Origin of the sequence: Paenibacillus germinis, assembly GCF_013141785.1 — a bacterium.
Classification (GTDB): Bacteria; Bacillota; Bacilli; order Paenibacillales; family NBRC-103111; genus Paenibacillus_E; species Paenibacillus_E phytorum.
The window spans coordinates 60,310-82,129 of record NZ_WHOC01000137.1; the positions used below are offsets into that span (position 1 = coordinate 60,310).

Sequence of the window (21,820 nt, forward strand, 5' to 3'; positions counted from 1 at the left end):
CTTGCAATGAATGACATAGAATGGGAACATTTTATGGCCGACAATGATATGGAATGGGTCGTGAAGCCAGTCAGTTGGGATGAAGGGGCCTTCATTGGTAATGGTTCGATCGGCGCTATGGTATATGGGGAGGAAAATGCGAAAAAACGGCATGTGCTCCGCTTTGTCACGGGACGCACAGATGTAACAGCAAACCGGACAGATAAACCCGGCTTCCCTCCACGTGTACCGATTGGTGAGCTTGACTTAGAGATGGAAGGCATGATTTATCATCCGACGAGCATGCGGGTAGACTTATGGAACGCGGAGCTTCGTGCTAATTTGACGACGACCCGAGGCGAGGTAAAGCTTCGTTCCATTGTTCATAGCGAGGAACCGGTTATGGCCATCGAGATCGAGACATCAGAAGGGGAGCGTGGTACGCAGTTTGCGTGGTACGCCTACCCGGAAGTTGATCACGTGCTGAAAAACGCTGATGGCTTTAATTTAAATCAATATATACCTGCAACTGATGTGGAAAAAACGATCAGAGATGGCGTGAACCTTAGCATTCAGCAATACTCAGACGAGGATGGATGCGTGACATCATGGAAGGAAGTCCAAGTGTCGCCGAATCGCCGAATTTGCTTCATGTCCGTTATTAAAGGGCATGACGAAGCAGCAATTGGTAAAGCGGTTGATGCGGTTCTTCAAGCATCTAGCATAGATTTTGATGTATGGGTGGGCGTTCACCGTCAGTGGTGGCACAACTATTATCGGCAAAGCTTCATTTCGGTTCCGGATGGGCGGCTCCAAAGCTTCTATTGGATACAAATGTATAAATTGGCTTCTGCCACGCGTGCGGATCAACCCTTGATCGATAATCAAGGTCCGTGGCTTACTTCAACGCCATGGCCAGGCGTTTGGTTCAATATGAATGTACAAATGAGTTATTCACCGGTGTATACCGCAAATCGATTGGACATCGGCATGTCGCTTGTTCGCGCATTAGACGAAAACAGGGAAAATCTAATAACCAACGTTCCAGAGTCCTGCAGGCATGATTCCTCAGGGCTTGGTCGCAGCTGCAGCTATGATTTACGGGCCAAGGTAGATGATGAGGTAGGGAATTTGAACTGGATTTGCCATAATGTGTGGCGGCAGTATCGGTACAGCATGGATGATGAGATGCTGAAAACCATCTTATTTCCTCTTTTGCGCAGAAGTGTGAATTATTATCTTCACATTCTTGAAGAAGGCGATGACGGCTGTTTACATCTTCCGCCTACCATTTCACCTGAATATGGCTCCTTTATGAAAACTAAGGTACGCGACGCGCATTACGATCTTGCTTTGCTGCGCTGGGGCTGCCTGACCCTTTTGGAAATATGCCAACGGCTGACTATGGAAGATCCGCTTACCGGGAAATGGAAGGAAGTTCTGGAGAGGCTGACTCCGTTACCTGTAGATGAGACTGGGTTTATGATCGGACAAGACACGCCTCTAGCATACGGTCACCGACATTTCAGTCATCTGCTTGCGATTTTTCCACTCCATTTGATCGGCTGCGACAAGGAAGAGGATCGAAAGCTGATCGCAACTTCGCTTCGTCATTGGATCGGAAAGGAAGGCGACTTGCGCGGCTTCAGCCTTACTGGGGCAGCTTCTATAGCTTCTATTCTCGGCTCAGGAGATGAAGCCTTGCGTTATTTGCAATCGTTGATGTTGATCATTAAACCGAATACAATGTATAAAGAAGCAGGGCCTGTCATCGAGACGCCCCTAGCCGGTGCAGAAGCGATGCACGACATGCTGCTTCAAAGCTGGGGCGGCAAGATACGGGTATTCCCAGCTGTGCCGGGCGAGTGGCAAGAAGCGTCTTTCGAAAATTTACGAACCGAAGGAGCATTCTTAATCAGCGCGGTGCGACGTGATGGTGAAACCCAAATGATTCGAGTGAAGAGTTTGGCCGGGGAGCCGTGTATCATCAAGACAGGCTGGAGTGGTGTAATTCGCTGGACGGTATCTGGAACCAGAGTTGCCGAGTATACCGTTTATGTAAAAGCGGGTGAAGACGAAATCGTTTTGGATTTGAGCAAGGGGGATGAAGCGATCCTCTCCCGAGGTGCTGAGATGCCTGATTGGCGAATCTTTCCGGTGGAATCACCGCGGAAGGTTTCTCGCTATTTCGGCGGACATAAGCCTTGGCGTCTTTACGGATTTTAAAAGATTACATTCAGAGTAGGAGGATGTGCAAAATGGGAGTGCCATTCAAGCAAGGCGACATCGTATTATTTCAAGGGGACAGTATTACGGATGCCGGTAGGGTGAGGGAAAATCCAGCTGATATGGGTAAAGGGTATGCGCTGATGACAGCAGCACTGTTCGGTTCATCTTATCCGGAACAACAGGTGACATTCCTGAACCGGGGGATTAGCGGGAATCGAGTGAAAGATCTGCAGTCTCGTTGGGAACAGGACTGCATTGCATTGCAGCCGAGTTGGGTTTCGATCTATATCGGCATTAACGACTGCTGGAGACGATATGACCGGAACGAACCTACATCTGCGGAACAATTCGAAGAAGGTTACCGGGAACTGCTTGTCCGCACGAAAGAGGAGCTCGGGGCCAAGCTTATTCTGATCGAGCCATTCGTGCTGCCAGTACCGGAAGACAGGAAGCTGTGGCGGGAGGATCTCGATCCCAAAATAAATGTCGTGCGGGAGTTAGCACGGGAATTTGGTGCCCTTTTGGTTCCGCTTGACGGGATATTCGCGCAGGCCTCGATGCTCGCACCCTCCAGCTTCTGGGCGCCAGACGGCGTACACCCGTCGCCGGCAGGACATGCACTTATAGCCAAAGCTTGGCTTAAGGCGGTCGGAGCGGCAATATAATTGATGGCCTTTTATATATGCGTACATAAAGAAAAGCCCCTGAGTTATCAGGGGCTTTTTCATATTGGTGCTCCGCCGAATGCGGAAGGGGAAAGGCGAAGAGGCAATTAAGCCAGCGATTCCTTCACAACAGGTTCAGTTAGCTTATAGCCAACGTTCCTGATGGTCATAATATATTCCGGATTGCGCGCATTGTTCTCAATTTTATCTCTCAAATGAGAGATATGCACATCGACGATGCGGGTATCTCCGAGGAAGTGATAGTCCCACACGCCATGGAGAAGCTGCTGCCTGCTAAGGACTTTGCCGCGATGCTTGCACAGGAAGAGCAGCAGCTCGAATTCCTTAGGTGTAAGTTCAATAGGGGAGCCATTCACCATGACTTCGCGCTGATCGGCTTTAATTGCGATTTGGCCAATCGTGATGGGCGCATTTTCTGTCGAGGACGGTAAGGTTTGGATTCGTCGATGTATGGCCTGTATACGAGAAATGAGCTCCTGTGGTGAAAAGGGTTTGGTCATATAATCGTCAGCACCGTTATCTAGTCCCGCAATTTTATCCGTGAGATCCTGCATAGCTGTAAGCATAATAATAGGTACGAGGTTATTCTGGTTTCTAAGCTTGCGGCACACTTGGAACCCGTCCATCTTCGGCAGCATTAAGTCGAGAACGATGAGATCGGGGCGAAACGTTTGGATAGCATCGAAGACAGCTTCGCCATCGAATACGCAATGGACTTCAAAGCCTACAAGCTTCAAGTTGAATTCTATAAGCATGGAAATGGAAGGTTCGTCATCAACAACTAGGATTTTCTTTTTCATCGATTGGTGGACTCCTTTTATCGAGGATAACTCTATTATGACAGCGCTCTATCATCGAGATATTAAGATAAAGTTAACCCTGTGTAAAATTGCATTCCGCATGCGCTTATAATAGGATAGAGATTGAGGTGAATTTGACAGAGATGGCATTTCATATTGTACTAGTAGAACCCGAGATTCCTGCAAACACAGGTAACATTTCCAGAACCTGCGCAGCAACAGGCACGTATCTCCATTTGGTTAGACCGCTTGGCTTTCAGACGGATGACAAGACGTTAAAACGCGCTGGATTGGACTATTGGCACTCGGTTAAGCTCGAGTATCATGACTCATTTGATGAGGTGCTAGAGGCTTACAAAGAGCATCGTTTTTTCTTTGCGTCAACGAAAGCAACGAAACGTTACACAGATTTTACATTTCAGGACGGAGATTTTTTTGTATTTGGCAAAGAAACGAAAGGACTTCCTGAGGAATTGTTAGCTCAGCATCCCGAAACATTGCTGCGGTTGCCAATGTCAGATGCGGTCAGATCACTCAATTTATCGAATTCGGCAGCGATCATGCTGTATGAGGGCTTACGGCAGACCGGTTTCGTTGGTCTTGATTAGAGCTTAAGGCCTATCAATATTAGGGCTGAGCCGACATATTTGACAGGAAAAGAAAGTTTCAGCATGTTATTAGCAGGAGTTTCTTAAATAACGGCGAATAGTATTCCGTATCAGTCCGTATAGATATGCTAGATGAAGTAGAGAGCATGGAAAACGTGAGCGGAAGAGAGGTGAAGTCCTATGATGAAGCCAGCCGGAGTCGTTCGTAAAGTCGATCAATTGGGACGCATTGTACTGCCTAAGTCGTTAAGAAAGCGATATCAAATGAATGAAGGAGATCCTGTCGAAATTTTGGTACAGGGTGACCATATCATACTGGAGAGATATCGTCCAAAATGTGTGTTCTGCGGAAGTATGGAAAGTGTCAGTGAATTCAAAGAGCGCTATATTTGCGGCGTATGTGTAACTGAAATGAACTTGCTGAAGGTTAGAGCATAAGAGTAATAAAAGAAAAAGCATCGTTTCTCCTAGCGGAGAAGCAGATGCTTTTTTTCTTGCAGTTTATAGACCTTTTGTTTTGTCCTCGTTATAGGAAGCCGTCATCATAGCGACGATGAATAATACAAAAACGGTGTTAACGAGCCAAAATGTTGTTGATAAACCAAACATTGCTGCACCTCCATATATAGGGATCTTTTAGCCTGCTAAAAGTCTCTCTGCTTTGGGATCTTTGAATATAGTTAAAGCTTATTATACCCAACCATTCTAAAAAAAGAAACGAATAAAGTGTGAATAATTTCGGTTATTTAAAAAATAGAAAGTTGGTGGCCAGCGGTCTAAGCTTCCCATCGGACGGGCGATTGATGACACTGCCCCCCATGACTAAAGTGGTTGAGCCGCCTCCATCCAAGTTATACGCATCCACAATGCCTAATTGCTGCATTTTGTCCTGCAGCTCAGCAAGTGTTGCTCCTGAATTACCGCTCTCGTCGTAACCGTCGGTCACAATAAACAACAGTTGGTCGTGCTTGTAGTTTGCCATGATGGTCCGCGCTGCTCTTGCCGGTGAACTTTGCCACTGATAGGGAATCGACATCTTGTTACCATTCTTCAGGAGAACCGGAACGAAGGTAGATCCCATGAGTGGGTTCAACTTGTCGAGCTCAGACTGAGAACTGAACTTACCGCCAATAAGCTTGCGGTCTGTATTCAGGCCAATGAAGGTTGTATCGTTGTTGGTAGGAAAGAAGCCATTCACATACTTCCCATTCATCATTGTTGTATCCAGGGGATACCGTTTGCCTTTATTGTCATCGGCGAAGCCGCCTGCATTCACACCGGCGATAGCCCCATAACGTGTGACAGCATCTAGTGTTGTCTCACTGGAGCCAATTTTATCCTTGCCGAGCACAAGTTTAATGGCCTTATCGCTCTTAAGGTTTACTTTAAGCGCATAACCTTTATAGTTGCTTTCATTCAAAGTGAAAAGTTTCAAGTCGATATTCCCGGAAGAAGCTTGTCTGATTGGGCTGCCGAGCTTGGCTGTTATCCGTGTATCATAGATAATGCCTGGTTTGGCAGCTTGTGCTGCAGCGTTCTGGAGCATGGCAGCCACTTCTGTGGCACTTTTCTCATAAAGTTCGAAATATTGCTGAATGATGGATTTGGTTTGCGCGGCGTCAGCATTCGCTTTGGTCAGCAAGTTATCAAGCGTAAGTGTTTCTTGATGAAAAGAGATCGGCGTAGACGCCTTATGTACCAACGGGTTGATAGGGACATTCGCGGTAACGAATAGCAACCAAATCAGCATCCCCAGAAAAGGGGCGCTTGCAAGTAGTAGGACGCGGTTGATTTGTTGAATGCTATTTACGTTCATTACTTTAGCACATCCAGATTCTTTTGCAGTTCTTCCAACTTCTTCTTTACGTCGGCAAGCTGCGTATAAAGCTGGTTGCTGTTATCGGTTTTGCTGTTAGCGCTGTCCTTCGTGAAAGCCAGCAATTCATTCAGTGAATCTACCTTGGTCTGTAAAGCTTTCATATCTGTCGTAACACTATCTTTCAATTGGGTCACTTGCTTCTGATAGTCTTGTTGAACCACTTGCAGTTGTTGCTGGGTTTGCTGTGCGATATCGGTTGCAATTTTTTGCCTCAAATGCTCTGTGTACATCATAGCTGCGGCGACTCCGATTGCGATCAGCATGACCCAACCCACAAACAAGTATACGTACGTTTTCTTTCTTACCTTGGTAGCCTTCGAAGCGGCGCGAGGGAAAGAATTCGCAGTCGTAGTCTCGATGGGCATGTTCATGAAAATCACCTCTATTTATTAGTATAACATATTCCATATTTTTTACAGAATTTTAGATAGAATTCGCTGTTTTTCGATATTCATTTGGGGTGAGTCCCTCTAGTTTTTTGAAAACTTTGCTGAAATATTTCTCGTCCTGGTAACCGACCATCTCCGCTACTTGTGAAATCCGAAGATGTGGATTTCGCAGCAAGACTTTTGCTTTACTCATGCGAATTTGGCCTAAATAGTCCGAAAGGTTTACCTCGAACTCTTGTTTGAATTTCCGTGAGATGTACTCGCGGCTAAGATAGAATCGATTAGCGATATCCTGAAGCGAGACATCTTCGTGATAGTGATTCTGAAGGAACTCGGCGATTTCAAAAATAACGTTTTTGTCCTTCTGCTGACTCTCAAGAAGAAGCTTCGATAAGTGAACAATACTCCGAGTGAGTTCCTGCTGCCAAAGCGAGAGGGATAAGATCCCATGCTCATCAAGCGGAACGATCAAACTGGATGGCTCATCCAGGAGCAGCTGTTTGACCTGATCTTCACTAATGTTAGAGAAGAATTGCTGTACCCAACGGCGCTTCATCACCCTGTACTCTCGCCACCAATGGTCGAGCTGTTCGAGTGTAATGGCTTCGCTCAGTTTGACGGCGTCCATCCATTCTTGAACCGTTTCTTGAATTTGGTCAAGGCTGCCACTACGAATAGCGAGTTGAATCCGTTCCTCATACTTGCTGAAATTAAGCGTAGGCTGAACTGTTTTGGCTGTTTTCGATGTACTATGAATCCATGTTTCCTTGGATTTGAGATTTCGCTGTCTGAGGGCATCACGAGCTTCCTGATAGGATAAAGCCAAATCCGCTGGGAAGGAGCGAGAGCTTCCGATACCGAAGTCCACGCGGGTATGAAGCGCGGTGCGTATACCTTCATTAATTTTAGCTAGAAATGCCTCAGAGCCAGATTGATCCTTCCATAGAAGCAATACAATTTCGTTATCGCTGTTCCAATGGCGGAAAGCATAACCGCGCTGATCGTTAACGAGGAATTCATTACATATGTTAATGAGCGAGAAGAGCAGTAAATCCAGATTATGACTGAATTTGTTCTTCACACTGCGTTCCATTGTATCTAAAGATAAAATAGCGACACGACATTCTCGAATAGTCCGAGATAAATGAAGCTCTTTCTCGAGCTGCTCGGCTGCTTGATCATAAGCTGAGGGTTCGCTAATTAAGTTCGATAGCAGCTTGTCCCAGTACATGGGTTTAATTTGGTTCATTTCGATATTCAGCTCTCGATTGGTATGACGAAGCTCCTCATCCTTATTCCAAGCCTGGATGGCTTTATCTAAAGCTTCATTTAACTGTTCAGGATCAATGGGCTTCAATATATAGTCCGTTCCCCCATACTTTAACGTATGGCGAAGTAGAGAGAAGTCGTCATGGCCGCTAATAACGATCGTCTTCGAGTCAGGAGCATGCGTATGCAGCCACTCGAGCAATTTTACACCATTCATAATGGGCATCATCATATCGGTCATAATAATCTCAGGATGATGGGTGTTCACCATATTAATGGCTGATTCACCATCTTGGGCCTCCAGAATGGTTACTATGCCATACTGTTTCCAGTTGACTAGCAGACGGATGGCGTCGCGCACATGCTTTTCATCATCGACAAGTAATACTTTCATTCCGTTTGCTCCCTTTTCATAGGAATGTGAATGACAATCCTAAGACCTTGTGGTTGTACATGTTCAATATCAAGAGTTGCATCATCGGTAAAATAGAGCTGTACTCGGGTTAGCACATTACTAAGTCCAATACAGGCTGCATCGGTTATGGATGGAGCATTCAGCCGGCTTTTTACCTCGCGCAACCGCTCCTCCGTTATACCAATCCCATTATCCTCAATAATGAGCTTTAAATATTCATCCTCACGATCTGTAGGCATCGTTGCCTGAATACGTAATAAGCCTGTGGTTTCACTTGGTTTAAAACCATGCTTGAAATAATTTTCCACAAGCGGTTGAAGGATCATCTTGGGTACAGAGATTGCTTTTGTGCTTTCTTCTATGTCGTATATAATTTCAAATTGATGCTCGAATCGCTGTTTTTGCAGCTCGAGATAAGCTTTAATATGTTCAATTTCCTTACGCAAAGGAACAACCGATTCGTTGGTGTTCATACTGTAATGCATCATTTTAGCCAGATACGAAATTAAGGCGTAAATCTTTGGAGCCTCGTGCTGTAGAGCTAATGTACCGATAGATTGCAGTGCGTTATTCAGAAAATGCGGATTGATCTGGGCTTGGAGTGCCATGAGCTGATTCGATTTGTTTGCAAGCTCTAAGCGATATTCGCGCATGACCATTTGATTTAAATCTTGCATCAGGCCATGGAATCGATTGGCGAGAATGCCCATTTCATCCGTTCGAGTGAGTTCGATATCGGCATTCAATTGGCCTAACTGAACTTGTCCCGCCTGTATGCGTGTGATATAACGAAGTAATTGTTTGATAGGCTCTGTAAATTTAATGCTGATATAAATGGTTCCGGCAATGACAATCAACATAAACAGAGTAAGGATCATAGAATTAATTAATGTTAACTGTCTGGCACTTTTCGTTAATTGCTCATAGGGAAGCCGCTTCACGATCGTCCAGTTCACATAGTCAGTTTTCATTTTTTCATAAATATTTATCCCCGCATAAGCGCCGTTTTTCCATTCATAGGAACCTTTTTGGAGATCACTATAAATCGCCTCATTCCCCCAGCTTGCTTCAAGAGGTTGTCCCCATTTAGAAACATCAGGACCGAACACGATGAACCCCTTATCATCCAGGATATACAGTTCTTCTTGGTCATGGGTGAATAAGCTTTGAGATATTTCTGAGACTAGATTCAGCTGAAGATCAATAACCAGCTCACCAATCGAGATGTTACTTGGGGAGTACATAATTTTACGATGCATAGATAGGACAGGGGTTGGAGCAGAATACACATTAAGTGCAATATTGTAATTATGGCTTTCATGAGTGGTTTCAAAATAAACGGTTTTGTTCTCGGGGAACTGCCGAAGAGATTCATATTTACCGATCATGCTTCCTTGAATGTCGCTGCTCGCTAAATAAGAACGGTCGCTAACGGAGGCGTAAAGATAAATTTGTTTGATCTCTTTAACCGAGTGAGACATGACCTGCAGTCCGCTTTTGATAACCTTATCACTCATGTAGTCGATTTCTCGCTCGGTTTGCAGAATATCGTAAAGATAACCAACAGATGAATACTGACCTGTATAAATCGTAGTAGATGCTTGGACAACACCATTTAAGTAGTTCAACAAATTCATTTTTGCTTGGGATATCAGGGCCGAATTATTCGTAATTGTGTCTTCTGTGACTTTCTCCTTGGTGAATATATAAGAAACAACAATAGATGTAGTGAATGGAACTAAGGTCGCAATGAGCAGAAAAAGGATTAACTTATTACGTATACTATGACGAAACAAGGTGCATCAACTCGGTTTCTTTTTAGACTTTTCACCCTACATTGTAGCAGGAGAGGTCAACAAATTCCACCTAATGCATCACTAGAATCTGTGTTTTGCCAAGAACAAGGGCTTTATACTTAGGGTATAGTTACATAATCGTAAGGGGGAAATTCCCATGAAGGCCAACAAAGGGTTAGCAGGACTTATCCAACAATGGGTGTTTATCGGACCAGCGTTGATCTTTTTCGCGCTCATTGTTGTTACTCCTTTTCTCATGAGTATTTATTATTCATTTACCGAGTGGAATGGTGTGACAACAACCGTGAAGTTCAACGGTCTAGACAATTTCAAACACCTTCTTTTTCATGACACGGACTATCGCAACGCATTCTGGTTTACAACAAGAATAACCGTGACGGATGTCATTCTCACGAATCTTGTCGGGTTTCTTTTGGCGCTCTTGCTCACACAGGCACTGAAAACCAGAAATGTACTGCGTACTATTTTCTTCATGCCGAACGTTATTGGGGGATTACTGCTTGGTTTCATTTGGCAGTTTATTTTCGTCAAAGGGTTCGCGACTTTAGGCGATTTGACTAATATCAGTTTTTTTCAACTTCCTTGGTTGGGTGATGCACCTACAGCCTTCTGGGCAATCGCCATCGTTAGCATATGGCAAGGTTCAGGCTACTTAATGATCATTTATATTGCGGCACTTTCGAATGTGCCCAAAGATATGGTTGAAGCGGCTTATATTGATGGTGCTACGCGATTTCAAGTGCTTAAGAACATTATCATTCCACTCATTATGCCAGCTGTAACCGTATGTTTGTTCCTGACCATCTCATGGAACTTCAAGATGTTTGATCTAAACTTTGCCTTGACTAAAGGCGGACCGTTCAACTCAACAGAATCTGTTTCCATCAATATTTATCAAGAAGCGTTCCGGAATAACAACTATGGTTTAGGTACAGCAAAAGCGCTAGTATTCTTCATTGTAGTGGCCATTATTTCGACCATCCAAGTCATGTATACGAAACGCAAGGAGGTTGAAGTTTAATGGAATCCGTCAAAAAATACTCTGGTCGACTGTTCTCACTCGAGGTGCTTGGCATCTTGGTTGGGCTATTATTCCTAGTCCCTTTCTACTTTGTCATCGTCAACTCCCTTAAGACATTTCCGGAGCTAGCCGCCAGCACAGCGAAGCTTCCGTCAAGCTTATATCTCGACAACTATACGAAGGTATGGACAATCATGAAGTTCCCAAGTGCATTTCTGAACTCTTTCATTATTACTGTGTTCAGTAATGTGGGGCTTGTGTTGATTAGTTCCATGGCCGCTTATCGAATGGTGCGCAAAGCAAGTAAATTCAACAACCTTGTATTTATAGCTTTCGTTGCTGCAATGGTTATTCCGTTTCAATCTATCATGATCCCGCTTGTGCGAGTGGCTAATGAAGTTGGACTAATGGATAGCAAGTTCGGTTTGATTATTTGTTATTTCGGATTTGGTGTTTCACTGAACGTCTTCTTGTTCCATGGTTTTATTAAATCCATTCCACTTGAAATTGAAGAATCAGCCACTGTGGATGGCTGCTCGCCGTATGGGGTATTTTGGCGAATTGTTTTCCCTCTGTTAAAGCCGATGTCCACAACAGTCATTATCTTAAACAGTTTATGGATATGGAATGATTATTTACTGCCTTCACTCGTGTTAAATAGCCCAGAGCTGAGAACAATACCTTTAGCAACGTTCTCATTCTTTGGTCAATATACGAAGCAATGGGATTTGGCCTTGGCTGGTCTAACACTTGGCGTTTTGCCGATCGTTATTTTCTTCTTAGCGATGCAGAAACATATTGTTGAAGGCATTACGGCAGGATCGGTAAAAGGTTAACAGTTTTGCAAATATGTTCAAAATCTTCCACCTTTATGTTCAATATTCTCTGTGTTAAGGGTTTAAGTAAGTGTTTACAATAAACCATGTAAGCTGATGACGAGCTAACGAAACGTTATCAGGGTAAGCTGATTGAAACTTAAAAGGGAGGCTTTACCTAAATGAAAAAATTAACAATGATCAGTATGGCGGCTGTACTTTCACTATCTCTAGTTGCCGTTGGTTGCGCGAAGAAAGAAACAGCGCCAACTCCATCAGCAACAACAGGTGGAGCGGCAACACCAGCACCTGCTGCAGGCGGTAAACAAGTTACGATTAAAATGTTCCAATTCAAAGTAGAAATCGCCGATCAACTTGGCAAACTCGTTCAAGAATATCAAAAGCTAAATCCAAACGTTAAAATTCAGGTGGATACAGTTGGCGGCGGTGCTGACTACGGCGCAGCATTGCTTGCGAAGTTCAACTCAGGTGACAAACCGGACATTTTCAACAACGGTGGTTTCTCAGATATGGATAAATGGATCGAAAACTTGGAAGATCTTTCGGATCAACCATGGGTTAATGATCTTGTAGATGTGGCAAAAGAGCCAATGACGAAAAACGGTAAATTGTATGGACAACCGCTGAACCTAGAAGGTTATGGCTTCCAATACAATAAAGACTTGTTTACACAAGCCGGCATTACCGAATTGCCTAAAACACTCACACAACTCGAAGATGCGGCTAAAAAGCTTCAAGCCAAAGGCATCACACCTTTCGAAACCGGCTATGGCGAGTGGTGGGTACTGGGTAACCACTTTGTAAACCTTCCTTTTGCTTACCAAAAGGATCCAAATGCCTTCATTGATGGCTTGAACAAAGGAACAGCAAAAATTCCGGGTAACGAAGTATTTAATCAATGGTCGAAACTATTTGATCTACAATTGAAATATGGTAACAAAAATCCGCTTCAAACCGACTACAATACACAAGTAACAGACTTTGCTACTGGTAAAGCAGCAATGACACAACAAGGTAACTGGACACAAGTCCAAATCACAAAAACAAACCCGAACATCAAAATTGGCTTCTTGCCAATGCCGATCAGCGATGACGCTGCTGCGAACGATAAATTGTTCGTTGGTGTACCAAACAACTGGGTTATCAACAAAAACTCTGCTGTGAAAGACGAAGCTAAGAAATTCTTGAACTGGATGGTAAGTTCTGATGTAGGTAAGAAATACATTACGGAAGAATTCAAATTCATTCCAGCATTCAAATCCATTCCTGCTGATGAGAAAGTTCTAGGACCTTTGGCAGCTGACATCATCGCTTACAGTAAAGCTGGTAAGACACTTAGCTGGAACTGGTTCAAATTCCCAGGCGGCGAAGCTTCCAGTAAAAAATTCGGCGATATTATGCAAGGTTATGTAGCGAAGAAGTATACGAAGGATCAAATGCTTGAGGAATTCCAGAAAACATGGGATAGCCTTAAGAAGTAACTCAATAATGGGTGGTAATAAAGCCTCAGCGCCAATGCTGAGGCTTTTTGCTGTTTAACAGAAGAGGAATAGGCTGTTACAATAAAGAAGACTGGAGGTCTATGATGATAATAAGAATCAGGTCTTGGCTGCATAGCAGAGGAAATTCACTTCCGCGTGAGAAGCAATTGTCTCGTGAGGCCGTAATTTCATTAATTATTCATTCTATTTTTCAATTTGGCGCTTCCATGTCGGGCGTGTTCTTAAACTTATACTTATGGCGGTTAACGCACAGTGTCGTAGTGAATGGTACATACAGCATGATTGTTTTCATTTTAACACCGATAGGATTTGCACTTGGCGGCCTCATGATTAAGAAGAAGGACCGAATGGTATCGTATCGTCTAGGTATCATGCTCATAGGTCTTTTTTATTTGAGCGTCATTCTAGCCCAAGAGAAACTGGTCGAATATTATATACTATTTGCCATTTTTAATGGACTTGCAGGTGCTTTTTACTGGGTAGGTTATTTAACCTTGATGTATGATGTGTCTAACGAGCAGAACCGGATTCGATATCTTGCATTCAATATGATTTTTTTCACAGCAGCAACCTTAGCGGGGCCGGCGCTTGCCGGATTCATTATTCGTTTAAAAGAAGGACTGAGCGGCTACACCATAGTCTTTTCAATAGCATTCTGTATGTTCTTACTAGCGGCGCTGATTTCATTGAAAATTAAAGCATCAGGTGGACATCATCGAGTTTATTACTTGAAGCTGACTGGTCTTATTATGAAGAAAGAACGTGACTGGTTGAAAGCGTTGCTTGGATTTTTGGGAATGGGTTTGCTCCAAGGGACAATGCTTTTCTTACCGAATATTCTGCTTTTCAAAGTGATGCCGCGTGAAGACATTGTGGGCTACCTCGGTGTATTATACTCAAGTCTATCGATCGTAATGGGCATTTTTATATCTAAATACGCAAATGCTAGTAAAGCTCGACTTTATTTAGCCATATCAACACTCGGTTACCTCATTGGTGTATCTTTTTTACTAGGTAGTGTTAATGTATGGACCGTTGTAAGTTTCATGATTTTGCATTCGATTTTCGCACCGCTGCAAGGGAATACAATGACAGGCTATTATTATGGTCTCATTGCGAAGCTGCCGCTTAAAGGCCAATTGAAAGTAGAAAGTATGGTTGTTCGCGAATTTTTCTTGAATGTTGGACGTGTGATTTCAATTACCTGTTTAATCTCATTTGGCAGTGATTTGGATGGGGGCTGGATTCCATGGATTTTGATGACTGCAGCTATGTCACAAATTGCCCTGGTATGGTCGATTAAGAATCAATAAGATGAGCATGAAAGCGCGTTAACTCGGATATCCTAGGAAGTAGATGACAGGAGATGAGGACGTGCGGTTATGGAACAATATGACAGCATGATTGTTGGCGGAGGTATTGCTGGACTTCAAGCGGCCATTCAATTAGGGAGATATGAGCATCGTGTGCTTGTTATAGATGCCGGCTATGGCCGGTCTACACTATGTAAAAGCTATCATAACATTTTGGGGTGGCCAGATGGTGTATCGGGTGAAGAGCTTCGCCGATTAGGGAGGCTTCAAGCTGAGAAGCTTGGTGTTACTTTCGCTAATGATGAAGTTGTACAAGCTGTAAACAAAGGAAAACCTGGGGATGGATTTGAGCTATGGGGGAAGTCGGGTAAGGGATATGAAGCCCCAACCTTACTCTTGGCTACAGGACTTCTAGACCGTATTCCTGAGCTGCCCAATCTGAAAAGCTGTCTAGGTCTGACTGTTTACGTCTGTCCAGATTGCGATGGCTATGAGATTAAAAACAAACAGACCATTGTGATGGGTTCTGGTGATTCTGGAGCGGGAATGGCCTTGACGCTTAGTACGCGTACGGACAAGCTCACCTATGTGAATCATGAGCAGAAAGCTGTGAAGAGTGAGTTATTAGCAAAGCTGAAGGAAAAGAGAATCACCTATGTCGCGGAAGATATTGGGGAGGTGATGGCTGAAACCAATGGCTTATTTCGCGGTGTTGTTTTGGCAAATGGGGAACGAATTGGTGCAGAGCGCGGGTTTATAGCCTTCGGCGGGAATGAAGTGAAGTCGGATTTGGCCCGGCAGTTAGGCGCGGAGCGATTGGAGAATCGCCACATTGTAACGGATCCCCGCAGTAAAATGACGAGTGTGCCTTTCGTCTGGGCAGCTGGGGACGTGGGAGTTCATGCGGAGCAAGTGACTATTGCTATGGGCGAAGGGGCGCAGGCGGCGATTTGGATGAATAAAGCACTGCTGATGTTGAAGGAAGAAGCGAACATACATCGAGTTGTTGTTCGCTCTTAAGGGTTTAAAGTAGATAGGGTAGTAGATGAGTCGGACGTCTCCGCCCCTGGAAAAGCAGCTAAAACATGGGCATACTCCGCTAACGCTTGCACCCCAAGTGGGGTGATATGATAAATGCCGCGGCTTTGGCGTACGAACCAGCGGTAGTAGTTTTTTTGAAGCAGGGAGCTTACGGCTTTATTGCTCGTAAAGTCACGCAGAAGACGCGGGCTAAGTGGTCCATGCTGTTGCAGTAAGTAGGCGCAATGCAGCGATTTTTCACGGTAGGCAGTCATAAGCTTCTGTTTTGAGCTGCCTCCGACGTTGTAGTCCCCACTGCGTTCATGAAATTCATTTACAACTTTCAAGGCAGCACGCTTATTTGGGCGTAATTGATAAGGAGTAGGCTCGCAGACGAGATCCACTGCGGGCTGTTTGCGTTTGAAAAATTGAACGGTCAGTACACCTAGGCCGAGCATGCGGCATAAACGTCGAATCTCTTCCCATTGCAGTCGATGCGGAGCTCGTCCTTTATTGGGAAGCTCGAAAGCGACATAGACCTGATCCGTCAGCCGCAGACGATCGATGCCTTGCACGAGGAGCGGGATGTTGAAGCTTTTTTTCAATTCGACAATGATGGGCGGCTCATCACCGCGAATGGCAACTAAGTCGCAATGCTTAATTTCTGCGCGAACGGTGTAGCCTCGCTGCTCGAAATATTGTTTAATCGGAGCGTAAAGCTCCGTTTCTGTTTGGATAGGCATGAGGTTAATGATCTCCTCTCTAGTTACAAGAATTGCAGCCAGAATGTGTTCCATTATAGCATAGCTTTTGCTAGAATAGGGGAAGAATAACTTGTACGTACATGTTGGGACGGAACGGTAGAGCCAGGAGACAGAGGAGGATGCGTGGGATGAGTGAGATATTGGATGTTTGGCTAGGAAAGAGTATGGATTGCGCTTGCGGGTTGCGGCACGAAGTGCCGATTCGGCGCATCATTATTGAGCGGGATGCGCTGGAGCAGGTGGCCGGGTATGTGAAAGAAGCCGGTTATGGGGAAGTGACGCTTGTCGCGGACGGGAGGACGTATGAAGCGGCTGGAGAGAAGCTGCGCGGGCTGCTGGAAGCCGCGCAGGTGAAGGTGAGCATCAGCGTGATTCGTGAGAACGCGATGGGGGAAGTGGCGGCCGATGAAGAAGCGATTGTCCAGGTGATGCTGGACACGCCGCTTTCATCGAAGGTTTTGGTTGCCGTGGGTGCGGGCACCGTCCACGACATCGTGCGCTTCGTGGCGCATCGCACGAAGCGGCCGTTCTGGTCTGTGCCGACGGCGCCGTCGGTGGACGGCTTCGCCTCAGTGGGCGCGCCTCTCATCGTCCGCGGCTTCAAGCAGACGATCCCGGCCTGCGCGCCGGAGGCGATCTTCGCCGACCTCGCGGTGCTGGCGAAGGCGCCGCAGGCGATGATCGCGGCCGGCCTCGGCGATATGCTCGGCAAGCACACGTCGCTGGCCGATTGGTCGCTTGGCCGTGTGCTCCTCGGCGAGCACTACTGCGAGCTGAGCGCTCGGTTGACGCTGGAGGCCGTGGAGCTCTGCACGGCTCATTTGGACGAGATCGCGCAGCGCACCGATCTCGGCTTGCTCCGGTTGATGGAAGGCCTGATCCTATCAGGCCTTTCCATGCTCATGGTCGGCCACTCGCGGCCGGCCTCCGGGGCTGAGCACCATCTCTCCCACTACTGGGAGATGGTGCTACTGCAGCAGCGCCGCCGGGCGCTGCTGCACGGCGCGAAGGTCGGCGTCGCGACCGTGCTCATGGCGCAGCGCTATCAGGCGCTGCAGGGGCTCACGGCCGACGCGGCCGCTGCGCGCCTAGCGCAAGGCCATGTCCCCAGCGAGCTTACGGATGCGGATCGCATCCGGCAGGTCTATGGGGACATGGCCGAGATGGTCATCGCCGAGAATTTCCCGGCGAATGGCACGGCTGTTGATGCGCAAGCGCTGAAGGCGCGCATCGCGGAGAAGTGGGGCGATGTGCAAGCCATCGCCCGAGCGGTCCCGCTACCATCGCAGCTCATCGCTTGGCTCGCGGCCGTGCAAGGACCGGTGACGCCGGAGCAGCTCGGTGTGGAGCCGGAGCTGGTGGAGGCGTCCCTGCAGGATGCGCTTTTCGTGCGCAACCGATTCACGATCCTACGTTTACAGCGTCTGCTATAGACGCTTTATCTAAATAAAAGGACTGCTCCTCAAGTAGATAGATCTACCTACTTGAAGAGCAGTCCTTTTTGCTCATTCGAATTGGCTTTCAGGCCAAAAACCGCAACTCCGTTGGAGTAAATCCAATCAAATGCTCTCTCAAGCTCTGAAAATCGCCATTCCATTGGATGTTATCCAACGAAATGGCTGATTCCTCGTCTGGAGACGGACTTCTATTGGATTTACTCCAATGAAATCGACTCTCGGGCTGCAAATTGCAGGTTAACTATCGTAATTTACTACTACAATGTCTATCAGGCGGTGAAAATCGCAATTCTATTGGATTTTATCCAACCAAATTGCCGATTCAACGTCCGGAGACGGACTTCTATTGAATTTACTCCAATGAAATCGACTCTCGGGCTGCAAATTGCAAGTTAACTATCGTAATTTACTACTACAATAGTCCATTAATTTAGCATATTCAAATTCACAATTCCTGCGTTTACAGAGTCTGCTGTAGACGCTTTATCTTTATAATAGGCTGTTCCTCAAGGAATTAGATTTACTTGAGGGTCAGCTTTTTGCTCATCCGAATTGGTTTTCAAGACGAAAACCGCAATACCATTGGAGTAAATCCAATGAAATGGTCTATCAGGCGGTGAAAATCGCCATTCCATTGGATGTTATCCAACGAAATTGCCGATTCAACGTCCGGAGACGGACTTCTATTGGATTTAATCCAATGAAATCGACTCTCGGGCTGTAAATTGTATTTTAGCTAACGTAATTTACTACAATAGTCCATTAATTTAGCACATCCAAATACAAGAGCGCAGGTGGTAAGATCTTAGTCGTAAGATTTAAGCCGTAAGATCTTAGTCGTAAGATTTAAGCCGTAAGATCTTAGTCGTAAGATTTGAGTGGCAATATTAGGATGATTTCCTGCCAACAAAAGCCTTTGCAGTTATATATAATGTCCGAAAAAGTGTAAAAAACCACAACCTGACTTAATTTTTGCCATCCCGCAATGTGGAATTGTTCACTATACTGGTAGCGTATGCAAGACGGTTCCAGGACAAGAAGGAGGGGCAATATGAAATTTGCTAATGAGAAAGTCAGCGAGATCCAAATCGCTTATATTGGTGGAGGCTCGATGTATTGGGCGAAAAATCTGATTGCCGATCTGGCGCTTGATGGTCAATTGTCAGGCACCATTCGTTTGTACGATCTTGATTACGGTAAGGCTAAAAATAATGAAAAGCTGGGTAATTCTGTTTCCGATTATGCGGAGACGAAATCCAGATGGACTTACAAGGCGTATCCGACGCTCCAAGAGGCGCTTAGCGGATGCGATTTTGTGTTTATCTCGATCCTGCCCGGAACATTCCGGGAGATGGAATCCGATGTACATGAACCAGAAAAATACGGCATCTATCAGGCCGTTGGCGATACGACTGGACCTGGGGGCCTTGTCAGAGCTCTGCGAACCATTCCCATGTATGTGGAAATAGCACAAGCGATTGAGCGCTTTTCACCGGATGCCTGGGTATTCAATTACACGAATCCAATGACGCTCTGTACGCGGACGCTTTTTGAAGTGTTTCCGAAAATTAAAGCACTAGGCTGCTGTCATGAGATTTTCGGCGTGCAAGGCCTTTTGATTCGTATGCTGCGCGATATGGAAGGAATTGAAGGTGTGCATCGGGATCAAGTCAAAGTGAATGTGCTGGGCATTAATCATTTTACTTGGATCGATCAAGCGACGTATCAAAATATGGATTTACTTCCGATGTATCGAAAGTTTGTTGATAAATACTATGAATCCGGATTTGAGCACAACAAAGATGCCTGGGTCACGAACACGTATACGGCCGCCAACCGCGTGAAGTTTGATTTGTTTCGGCGCTATGGCGTTATTGCAGCGGCAGGTGATCGCCACTTGGCGGAATTTATGCCTCCTTGGTATTTGAAAGATCCGGAGACGGTTCGTTCATGGAAGTTCGGTTTAACTACGGTACAAAGCCGAGTCGAAAAGCATGCAGCAACGGAGCTTTTTTACGGTAAGCTGCTACGTTCCGAGGAGAAACTGCCGCTCAAGGCATCAGGAGAAGAAGAGGTCAGACAGTTAAAAGGTCTAATCGGGCTTGAACAATTTGTAACCAATATTAACGTTCCAAACGTTGGACAAATGAAGGGGATTCCTTTGGGAGCAGTTGTAGAAACGAATGCAGTGTTCTCAGCGAACAGTTTGCGTCCGGTCTACGCTGGCGAGCTTCCGATGGAAGTGGGAAATCTGGTCTTGCAACATACGATGAATCAAGAGCTTATTTTGAAGGCTGCTCTTCAAAAGGACAAAGACTTAGCATTCAAGGCGTTTATCAACGATCCGCTTGTGAATATCGATATCCACGATGCCGAGGTATTGTTCGATCAAATGCTTCAAAATACGAAAGCTTATTTGCCAGGATGGAACATCTGATGGCGGGCTGGCCATGAGTGCAGGATTAGAGTTATTCAGCGAATCTGCCTCCATTGATCCGCAGGATGATAAGGCCGTTCGCCGGATGATTTTCAAACTGGCAGGTCCATCTTTGACGGAAATGCTGCTCATGAATATGACCCAAATGGTGATGATGATCCTGGTCGGACACCTCGGGGCCATTGCCGTGGCGGCTGTGGGCTTAACAAGCCAACCTTATTTATTATTGACCGTCCTTTTTGCAGCGCTTAATACGGGTACAACGGTTATTGTCGCCCGTTCCACGGGAGCAGGGAAGATGGGGGACGCGAATAGGGCCGCAGGGCAATCGCTTCTGCTCGGTACCGTCCTGTCTGTCATTATTGTTGCGCTTGGAGTCACCTTTGCGGAGAGCATGCTTCATTTGATGGGAGCCAGCACTGAGGTCGTTCAATATGGATTGCCATATGCGAAGTTAATGTTTTTCTCTATTGGCTTCTCTTCCATCTCGTCAGCTTTATCCGCAATTCTGCGAGGGGCGGGAGACACACGGACTCCGATGAAAATCAACGTGATGTCAGGATGCGTCAATGTTATCCTCGGGTTCGTGTTGATTTACGGTCACCTCGATTTTCCGCAAATGGGCATTACTGGGGCGGCAATCGCTACCTTAGTGGTCCAGACCGGGGCTATGATTTGCTTTATAGTCGTCATGTTCAGCGGAAGATTTGCAGTCCGTATTGGCTGGTCGGATATAAGCCGATTGGATAAGGCTATGATCAGCCGCATGTTGAAGATAGGGATACCGAGCAGTCTTGAGCAGCTTATTATGCGATTAGGGATTATGACGTTTGTGAAAATCTGTGCTGGACTCGGGACGGTTGCCGTCGCGGCATCACAAATTGTAACGAGCATAATCGGGATATCGTTTATGCCGGGGGCTGCTTTTGCCATCGCAGCCTCTACGCTAGTTGGGCAAACCCTAGGCGTTAGCAAACCTGATCTGGCCGAACGTTATGTGTGGCAAGTCAGAAAGTACGGCATGTTCGTGGCCGGGTTTATGGGGGCGCTTTTCATCTTGCTTGCTCCCCATATCCTCATGCTATATACGAATGACGAGACGATCATTCGCGAAGGGGCATGGGCACTTCGGATCGTAGGTTTTATCCAGGTTTCTCAAATTTCGCAATTTGTTCTTGGAGGAGCGTTAAGAGGAGCAGGAGATACCCGGTACCCCTTATATTCGACATTCATTGGCGTGTGGGGAATCAGGGTTGTGCTTAGTTATTTATTTGTTTACGTCTTTCATTGGGGTATGGTCGGATTATGGAGTGCCGTTGCTTGTGATCAATTTCTCAGATCCAATTTGATTTATTTAAGGTTCAAACGCGGGGCATGGAAGCATCTAAAGGTTTAATAC

18 protein-coding genes are annotated in these 21,820 nt (G+C 45.8%); 12 read left to right on the top strand and 6 right to left on the bottom strand.

Annotated elements, in window-relative coordinates:
- Nucleotides 1-6 precede the first annotated feature (6 nt).
- Nucleotides 7-2,205, top strand: a complete 2,199-nt coding sequence (locus tag GC102_RS25010; protein ID WP_171691911.1) for a glycosyl hydrolase family 95 catalytic domain-containing protein — start codon at nt 7-9, stop codon at nt 2,203-2,205.
- Nucleotides 2,206-2,237: 32 nt separating this feature from the next.
- On the top strand, nt 2,238-2,873 hold the full coding sequence (locus GC102_RS25015) for an SGNH/GDSL hydrolase family protein (RefSeq protein ID WP_171691912.1): 636 nt from the start codon (nt 2,238-2,240) through the stop codon (nt 2,871-2,873).
- A gap of 107 nt (nt 2,874-2,980) precedes the next feature.
- Here the strand turns inward: GC102_RS25015 and GC102_RS25020 are convergent, their stop codons facing one another.
- Nucleotides 2,981-3,694 carry a response regulator transcription factor gene (locus tag GC102_RS25020; RefSeq protein WP_047677301.1) on the bottom strand — a complete coding sequence of 238 codons (714 nt, stop codon included), beginning with the start codon at nt 3,692-3,694 and terminating at the stop codon, nt 2,981-2,983.
- Between the two features lie 143 nt (nt 3,695-3,837).
- On the opposite strand from GC102_RS25020, the gene trmL reads away from it, so the two are divergent.
- The gene (gene trmL / locus GC102_RS25025) at nt 3,838-4,302 is read left to right on the top strand and encodes a tRNA (uridine(34)/cytosine(34)/5-carboxymethylaminomethyluridine(34)-2'-O)-methyltransferase TrmL (protein WP_171691913.1); all 465 of its coding nucleotides are present in this window, start codon (nt 3,838-3,840) and stop codon (nt 4,300-4,302) included.
- Nucleotides 4,303-4,485: 183 nt separating this feature from the next.
- A complete protein-coding gene (locus GC102_RS25030; RefSeq protein ID WP_047677456.1) occupies nt 4,486-4,740 on the top strand; it encodes an AbrB/MazE/SpoVT family DNA-binding domain-containing protein in 255 nt (84 codons plus the stop codon).
- Between the two features lie 304 nt (nt 4,741-5,044).
- On the opposite strand, the gene GC102_RS25035 is transcribed toward GC102_RS25030, so the two are convergent.
- From GC102_RS25035 to GC102_RS25050, 4 genes are read right to left on the bottom strand one after another with little or no spacing between them, the layout of a single operon-like run.
- Nucleotides 5,045-6,118: a phosphodiester glycosidase family protein gene (locus GC102_RS25035; protein ID WP_171691914.1), complete on the bottom strand. Its 1,074-nt coding sequence runs from the start codon at nt 6,116-6,118 to the stop codon at nt 5,045-5,047.
- Nucleotides 6,118-6,552, bottom strand: coding sequence for a hypothetical protein (locus GC102_RS25040; RefSeq protein ID WP_047677233.1), 435 nt, complete (start codon nt 6,550-6,552; stop codon nt 6,118-6,120). Before GC102_RS25040 ends, GC102_RS25035 begins: the two co-directional genes overlap by 1 nt.
- Before the next feature lie 52 nt (nt 6,553-6,604).
- Nucleotides 6,605-8,233: a response regulator gene (locus GC102_RS25045; RefSeq protein ID WP_171691915.1), complete on the bottom strand. Its 1,629-nt coding sequence runs from the start codon at nt 8,231-8,233 to the stop codon at nt 6,605-6,607.
- The gene (locus tag GC102_RS25050; RefSeq protein WP_171691916.1) at nt 8,230-10,050 is read right to left on the bottom strand and encodes a sensor histidine kinase; all 1,821 of its coding nucleotides are present in this window, start codon (nt 10,048-10,050) and stop codon (nt 8,230-8,232) included. The genes GC102_RS25045 and GC102_RS25050 overlap by 4 nt, the downstream gene beginning before the upstream one ends.
- Before the next feature lie 157 nt (nt 10,051-10,207).
- On the opposite strand from GC102_RS25050, the gene GC102_RS25055 reads away from it, so the two are divergent.
- From GC102_RS25055 to GC102_RS25075, 5 genes are all read left to right on the top strand, one after another.
- A complete protein-coding gene (locus tag GC102_RS25055) occupies nt 10,208-11,092 on the top strand; it encodes a carbohydrate ABC transporter permease (protein ID WP_171691917.1) in 885 nt (294 codons plus the stop codon).
- Nucleotides 11,092-11,928, top strand: coding sequence for a carbohydrate ABC transporter permease (locus tag GC102_RS25060; protein ID WP_171691918.1), 837 nt, complete (start codon nt 11,092-11,094; stop codon nt 11,926-11,928). Before GC102_RS25055 ends, GC102_RS25060 begins: the two co-directional genes overlap by 1 nt.
- 161 nt (nt 11,929-12,089) lie before the next feature.
- Complete coding sequence (locus tag GC102_RS25065) at nt 12,090-13,409, top strand: ABC transporter substrate-binding protein (protein WP_171691919.1); 1,320 nt, start codon at nt 12,090-12,092, stop codon at nt 13,407-13,409.
- Between the two features lie 101 nt (nt 13,410-13,510).
- Entirely contained in the window at nt 13,511-14,743 is a 1,233-nt protein-coding gene (locus tag GC102_RS25070) for an MFS transporter (RefSeq protein WP_171691920.1), read from the top strand.
- A gap of 69 nt (nt 14,744-14,812) precedes the next feature.
- On the top strand, nt 14,813-15,763 hold the full coding sequence (locus GC102_RS25075; RefSeq protein WP_171691921.1) for an NAD(P)/FAD-dependent oxidoreductase: 951 nt from the start codon (nt 14,813-14,815) through the stop codon (nt 15,761-15,763).
- Here the strand turns inward: GC102_RS25075 and GC102_RS25080 are convergent.
- Complete coding sequence (locus GC102_RS25080; protein ID WP_171691922.1) at nt 15,760-16,506, bottom strand: DUF2161 domain-containing phosphodiesterase; 747 nt, start codon at nt 16,504-16,506, stop codon at nt 15,760-15,762. The two genes, GC102_RS25075 and GC102_RS25080, sit on opposite strands and share 4 nt — an antisense overlap.
- 149 nt (nt 16,507-16,655) lie before the next feature.
- Between GC102_RS25080 and GC102_RS25085 the strand changes: the two genes are divergently transcribed.
- The 3 genes from GC102_RS25085 (at nt 16,656) to GC102_RS25095 (ending at nt 21,817) form a co-directional block, all read left to right on the top strand.
- Nucleotides 16,656-17,960 (top strand): sn-glycerol-1-phosphate dehydrogenase, encoded by a 1,305-nt coding sequence (locus GC102_RS25085; protein WP_246321113.1) that lies wholly within the window; start codon nt 16,656-16,658, stop codon nt 17,958-17,960.
- A 1,075-nt stretch (nt 17,961-19,035) separates the two neighbouring features.
- Nucleotides 19,036-20,421 (top strand): family 4 glycosyl hydrolase, encoded by a 1,386-nt coding sequence (locus GC102_RS25090; RefSeq protein WP_171691924.1) that lies wholly within the window; start codon nt 19,036-19,038, stop codon nt 20,419-20,421.
- A 13-nt stretch (nt 20,422-20,434) separates the two neighbouring features.
- Nucleotides 20,435-21,817: an MATE family efflux transporter gene (locus tag GC102_RS25095; protein WP_171691925.1), complete on the top strand. Its 1,383-nt coding sequence runs from the start codon at nt 20,435-20,437 to the stop codon at nt 21,815-21,817.
- The last annotated feature ends 3 nt before the right edge of the window (nt 21,818-21,820 follow it).

Excerpts from the sequence above, each read along its gene's own strand:
- trmL (WP_171691913.1), top strand. The coding sequence starts at position 3,838 with ATGGCATTTCATATTGTACTAGTAGAACCCGAGATTCCTGCAAACACA.
- GC102_RS25055 (WP_171691917.1), top strand. The coding sequence starts at position 10,208 with ATGAAGGCCAACAAAGGGTTAGCAGGACTTATCCAACAATGGGTGTTT.
- GC102_RS25095 (WP_171691925.1), top strand. The coding sequence starts at position 20,435 with ATGAGTGCAGGATTAGAGTTATTCAGCGAATCTGCCTCCATTGATCCG.
- GC102_RS25080 (WP_171691922.1), bottom strand. The coding sequence starts at position 16,506 with ATGCCTATCCAAACAGAAACGGAGCTTTACGCTCCGATTAAACAATAT.
- GC102_RS25045 (WP_171691915.1), bottom strand. The coding sequence starts at position 8,233 with ATGAAAGTATTACTTGTCGATGATGAAAAGCATGTGCGCGACGCCATC.
- GC102_RS25015 (WP_171691912.1), top strand. The coding sequence starts at position 2,238 with ATGGGAGTGCCATTCAAGCAAGGCGACATCGTATTATTTCAAGGGGAC.
- GC102_RS25070 (WP_171691920.1), top strand. The coding sequence starts at position 13,511 with ATGATGATAATAAGAATCAGGTCTTGGCTGCATAGCAGAGGAAATTCA.
- GC102_RS25035 (WP_171691914.1), bottom strand. The coding sequence starts at position 6,118 with ATGAACGTAAATAGCATTCAACAAATCAACCGCGTCCTACTACTTGCA.
- GC102_RS25065 (WP_171691919.1), top strand. The coding sequence starts at position 12,090 with ATGAAAAAATTAACAATGATCAGTATGGCGGCTGTACTTTCACTATCT.
- GC102_RS25040 (WP_047677233.1), bottom strand. The coding sequence starts at position 6,552 with ATGAACATGCCCATCGAGACTACGACTGCGAATTCTTTCCCTCGCGCC.
- GC102_RS25010 (WP_171691911.1), top strand. The coding sequence starts at position 7 with ATGAATGACATAGAATGGGAACATTTTATGGCCGACAATGATATGGAA.
- GC102_RS25085 (WP_246321113.1), top strand. The coding sequence starts at position 16,656 with ATGAGTGAGATATTGGATGTTTGGCTAGGAAAGAGTATGGATTGCGCT.
- GC102_RS25060 (WP_171691918.1), top strand. The coding sequence starts at position 11,092 with ATGGAATCCGTCAAAAAATACTCTGGTCGACTGTTCTCACTCGAGGTG.
- GC102_RS25030 (WP_047677456.1), top strand. The coding sequence starts at position 4,486 with ATGAAGCCAGCCGGAGTCGTTCGTAAAGTCGATCAATTGGGACGCATT.
- GC102_RS25020 (WP_047677301.1), bottom strand. The coding sequence starts at position 3,694 with ATGAAAAAGAAAATCCTAGTTGTTGATGACGAACCTTCCATTTCCATG.
- GC102_RS25090 (WP_171691924.1), top strand. The coding sequence starts at position 19,036 with ATGAAATTTGCTAATGAGAAAGTCAGCGAGATCCAAATCGCTTATATT.
- GC102_RS25075 (WP_171691921.1), top strand. The coding sequence starts at position 14,813 with ATGGAACAATATGACAGCATGATTGTTGGCGGAGGTATTGCTGGACTT.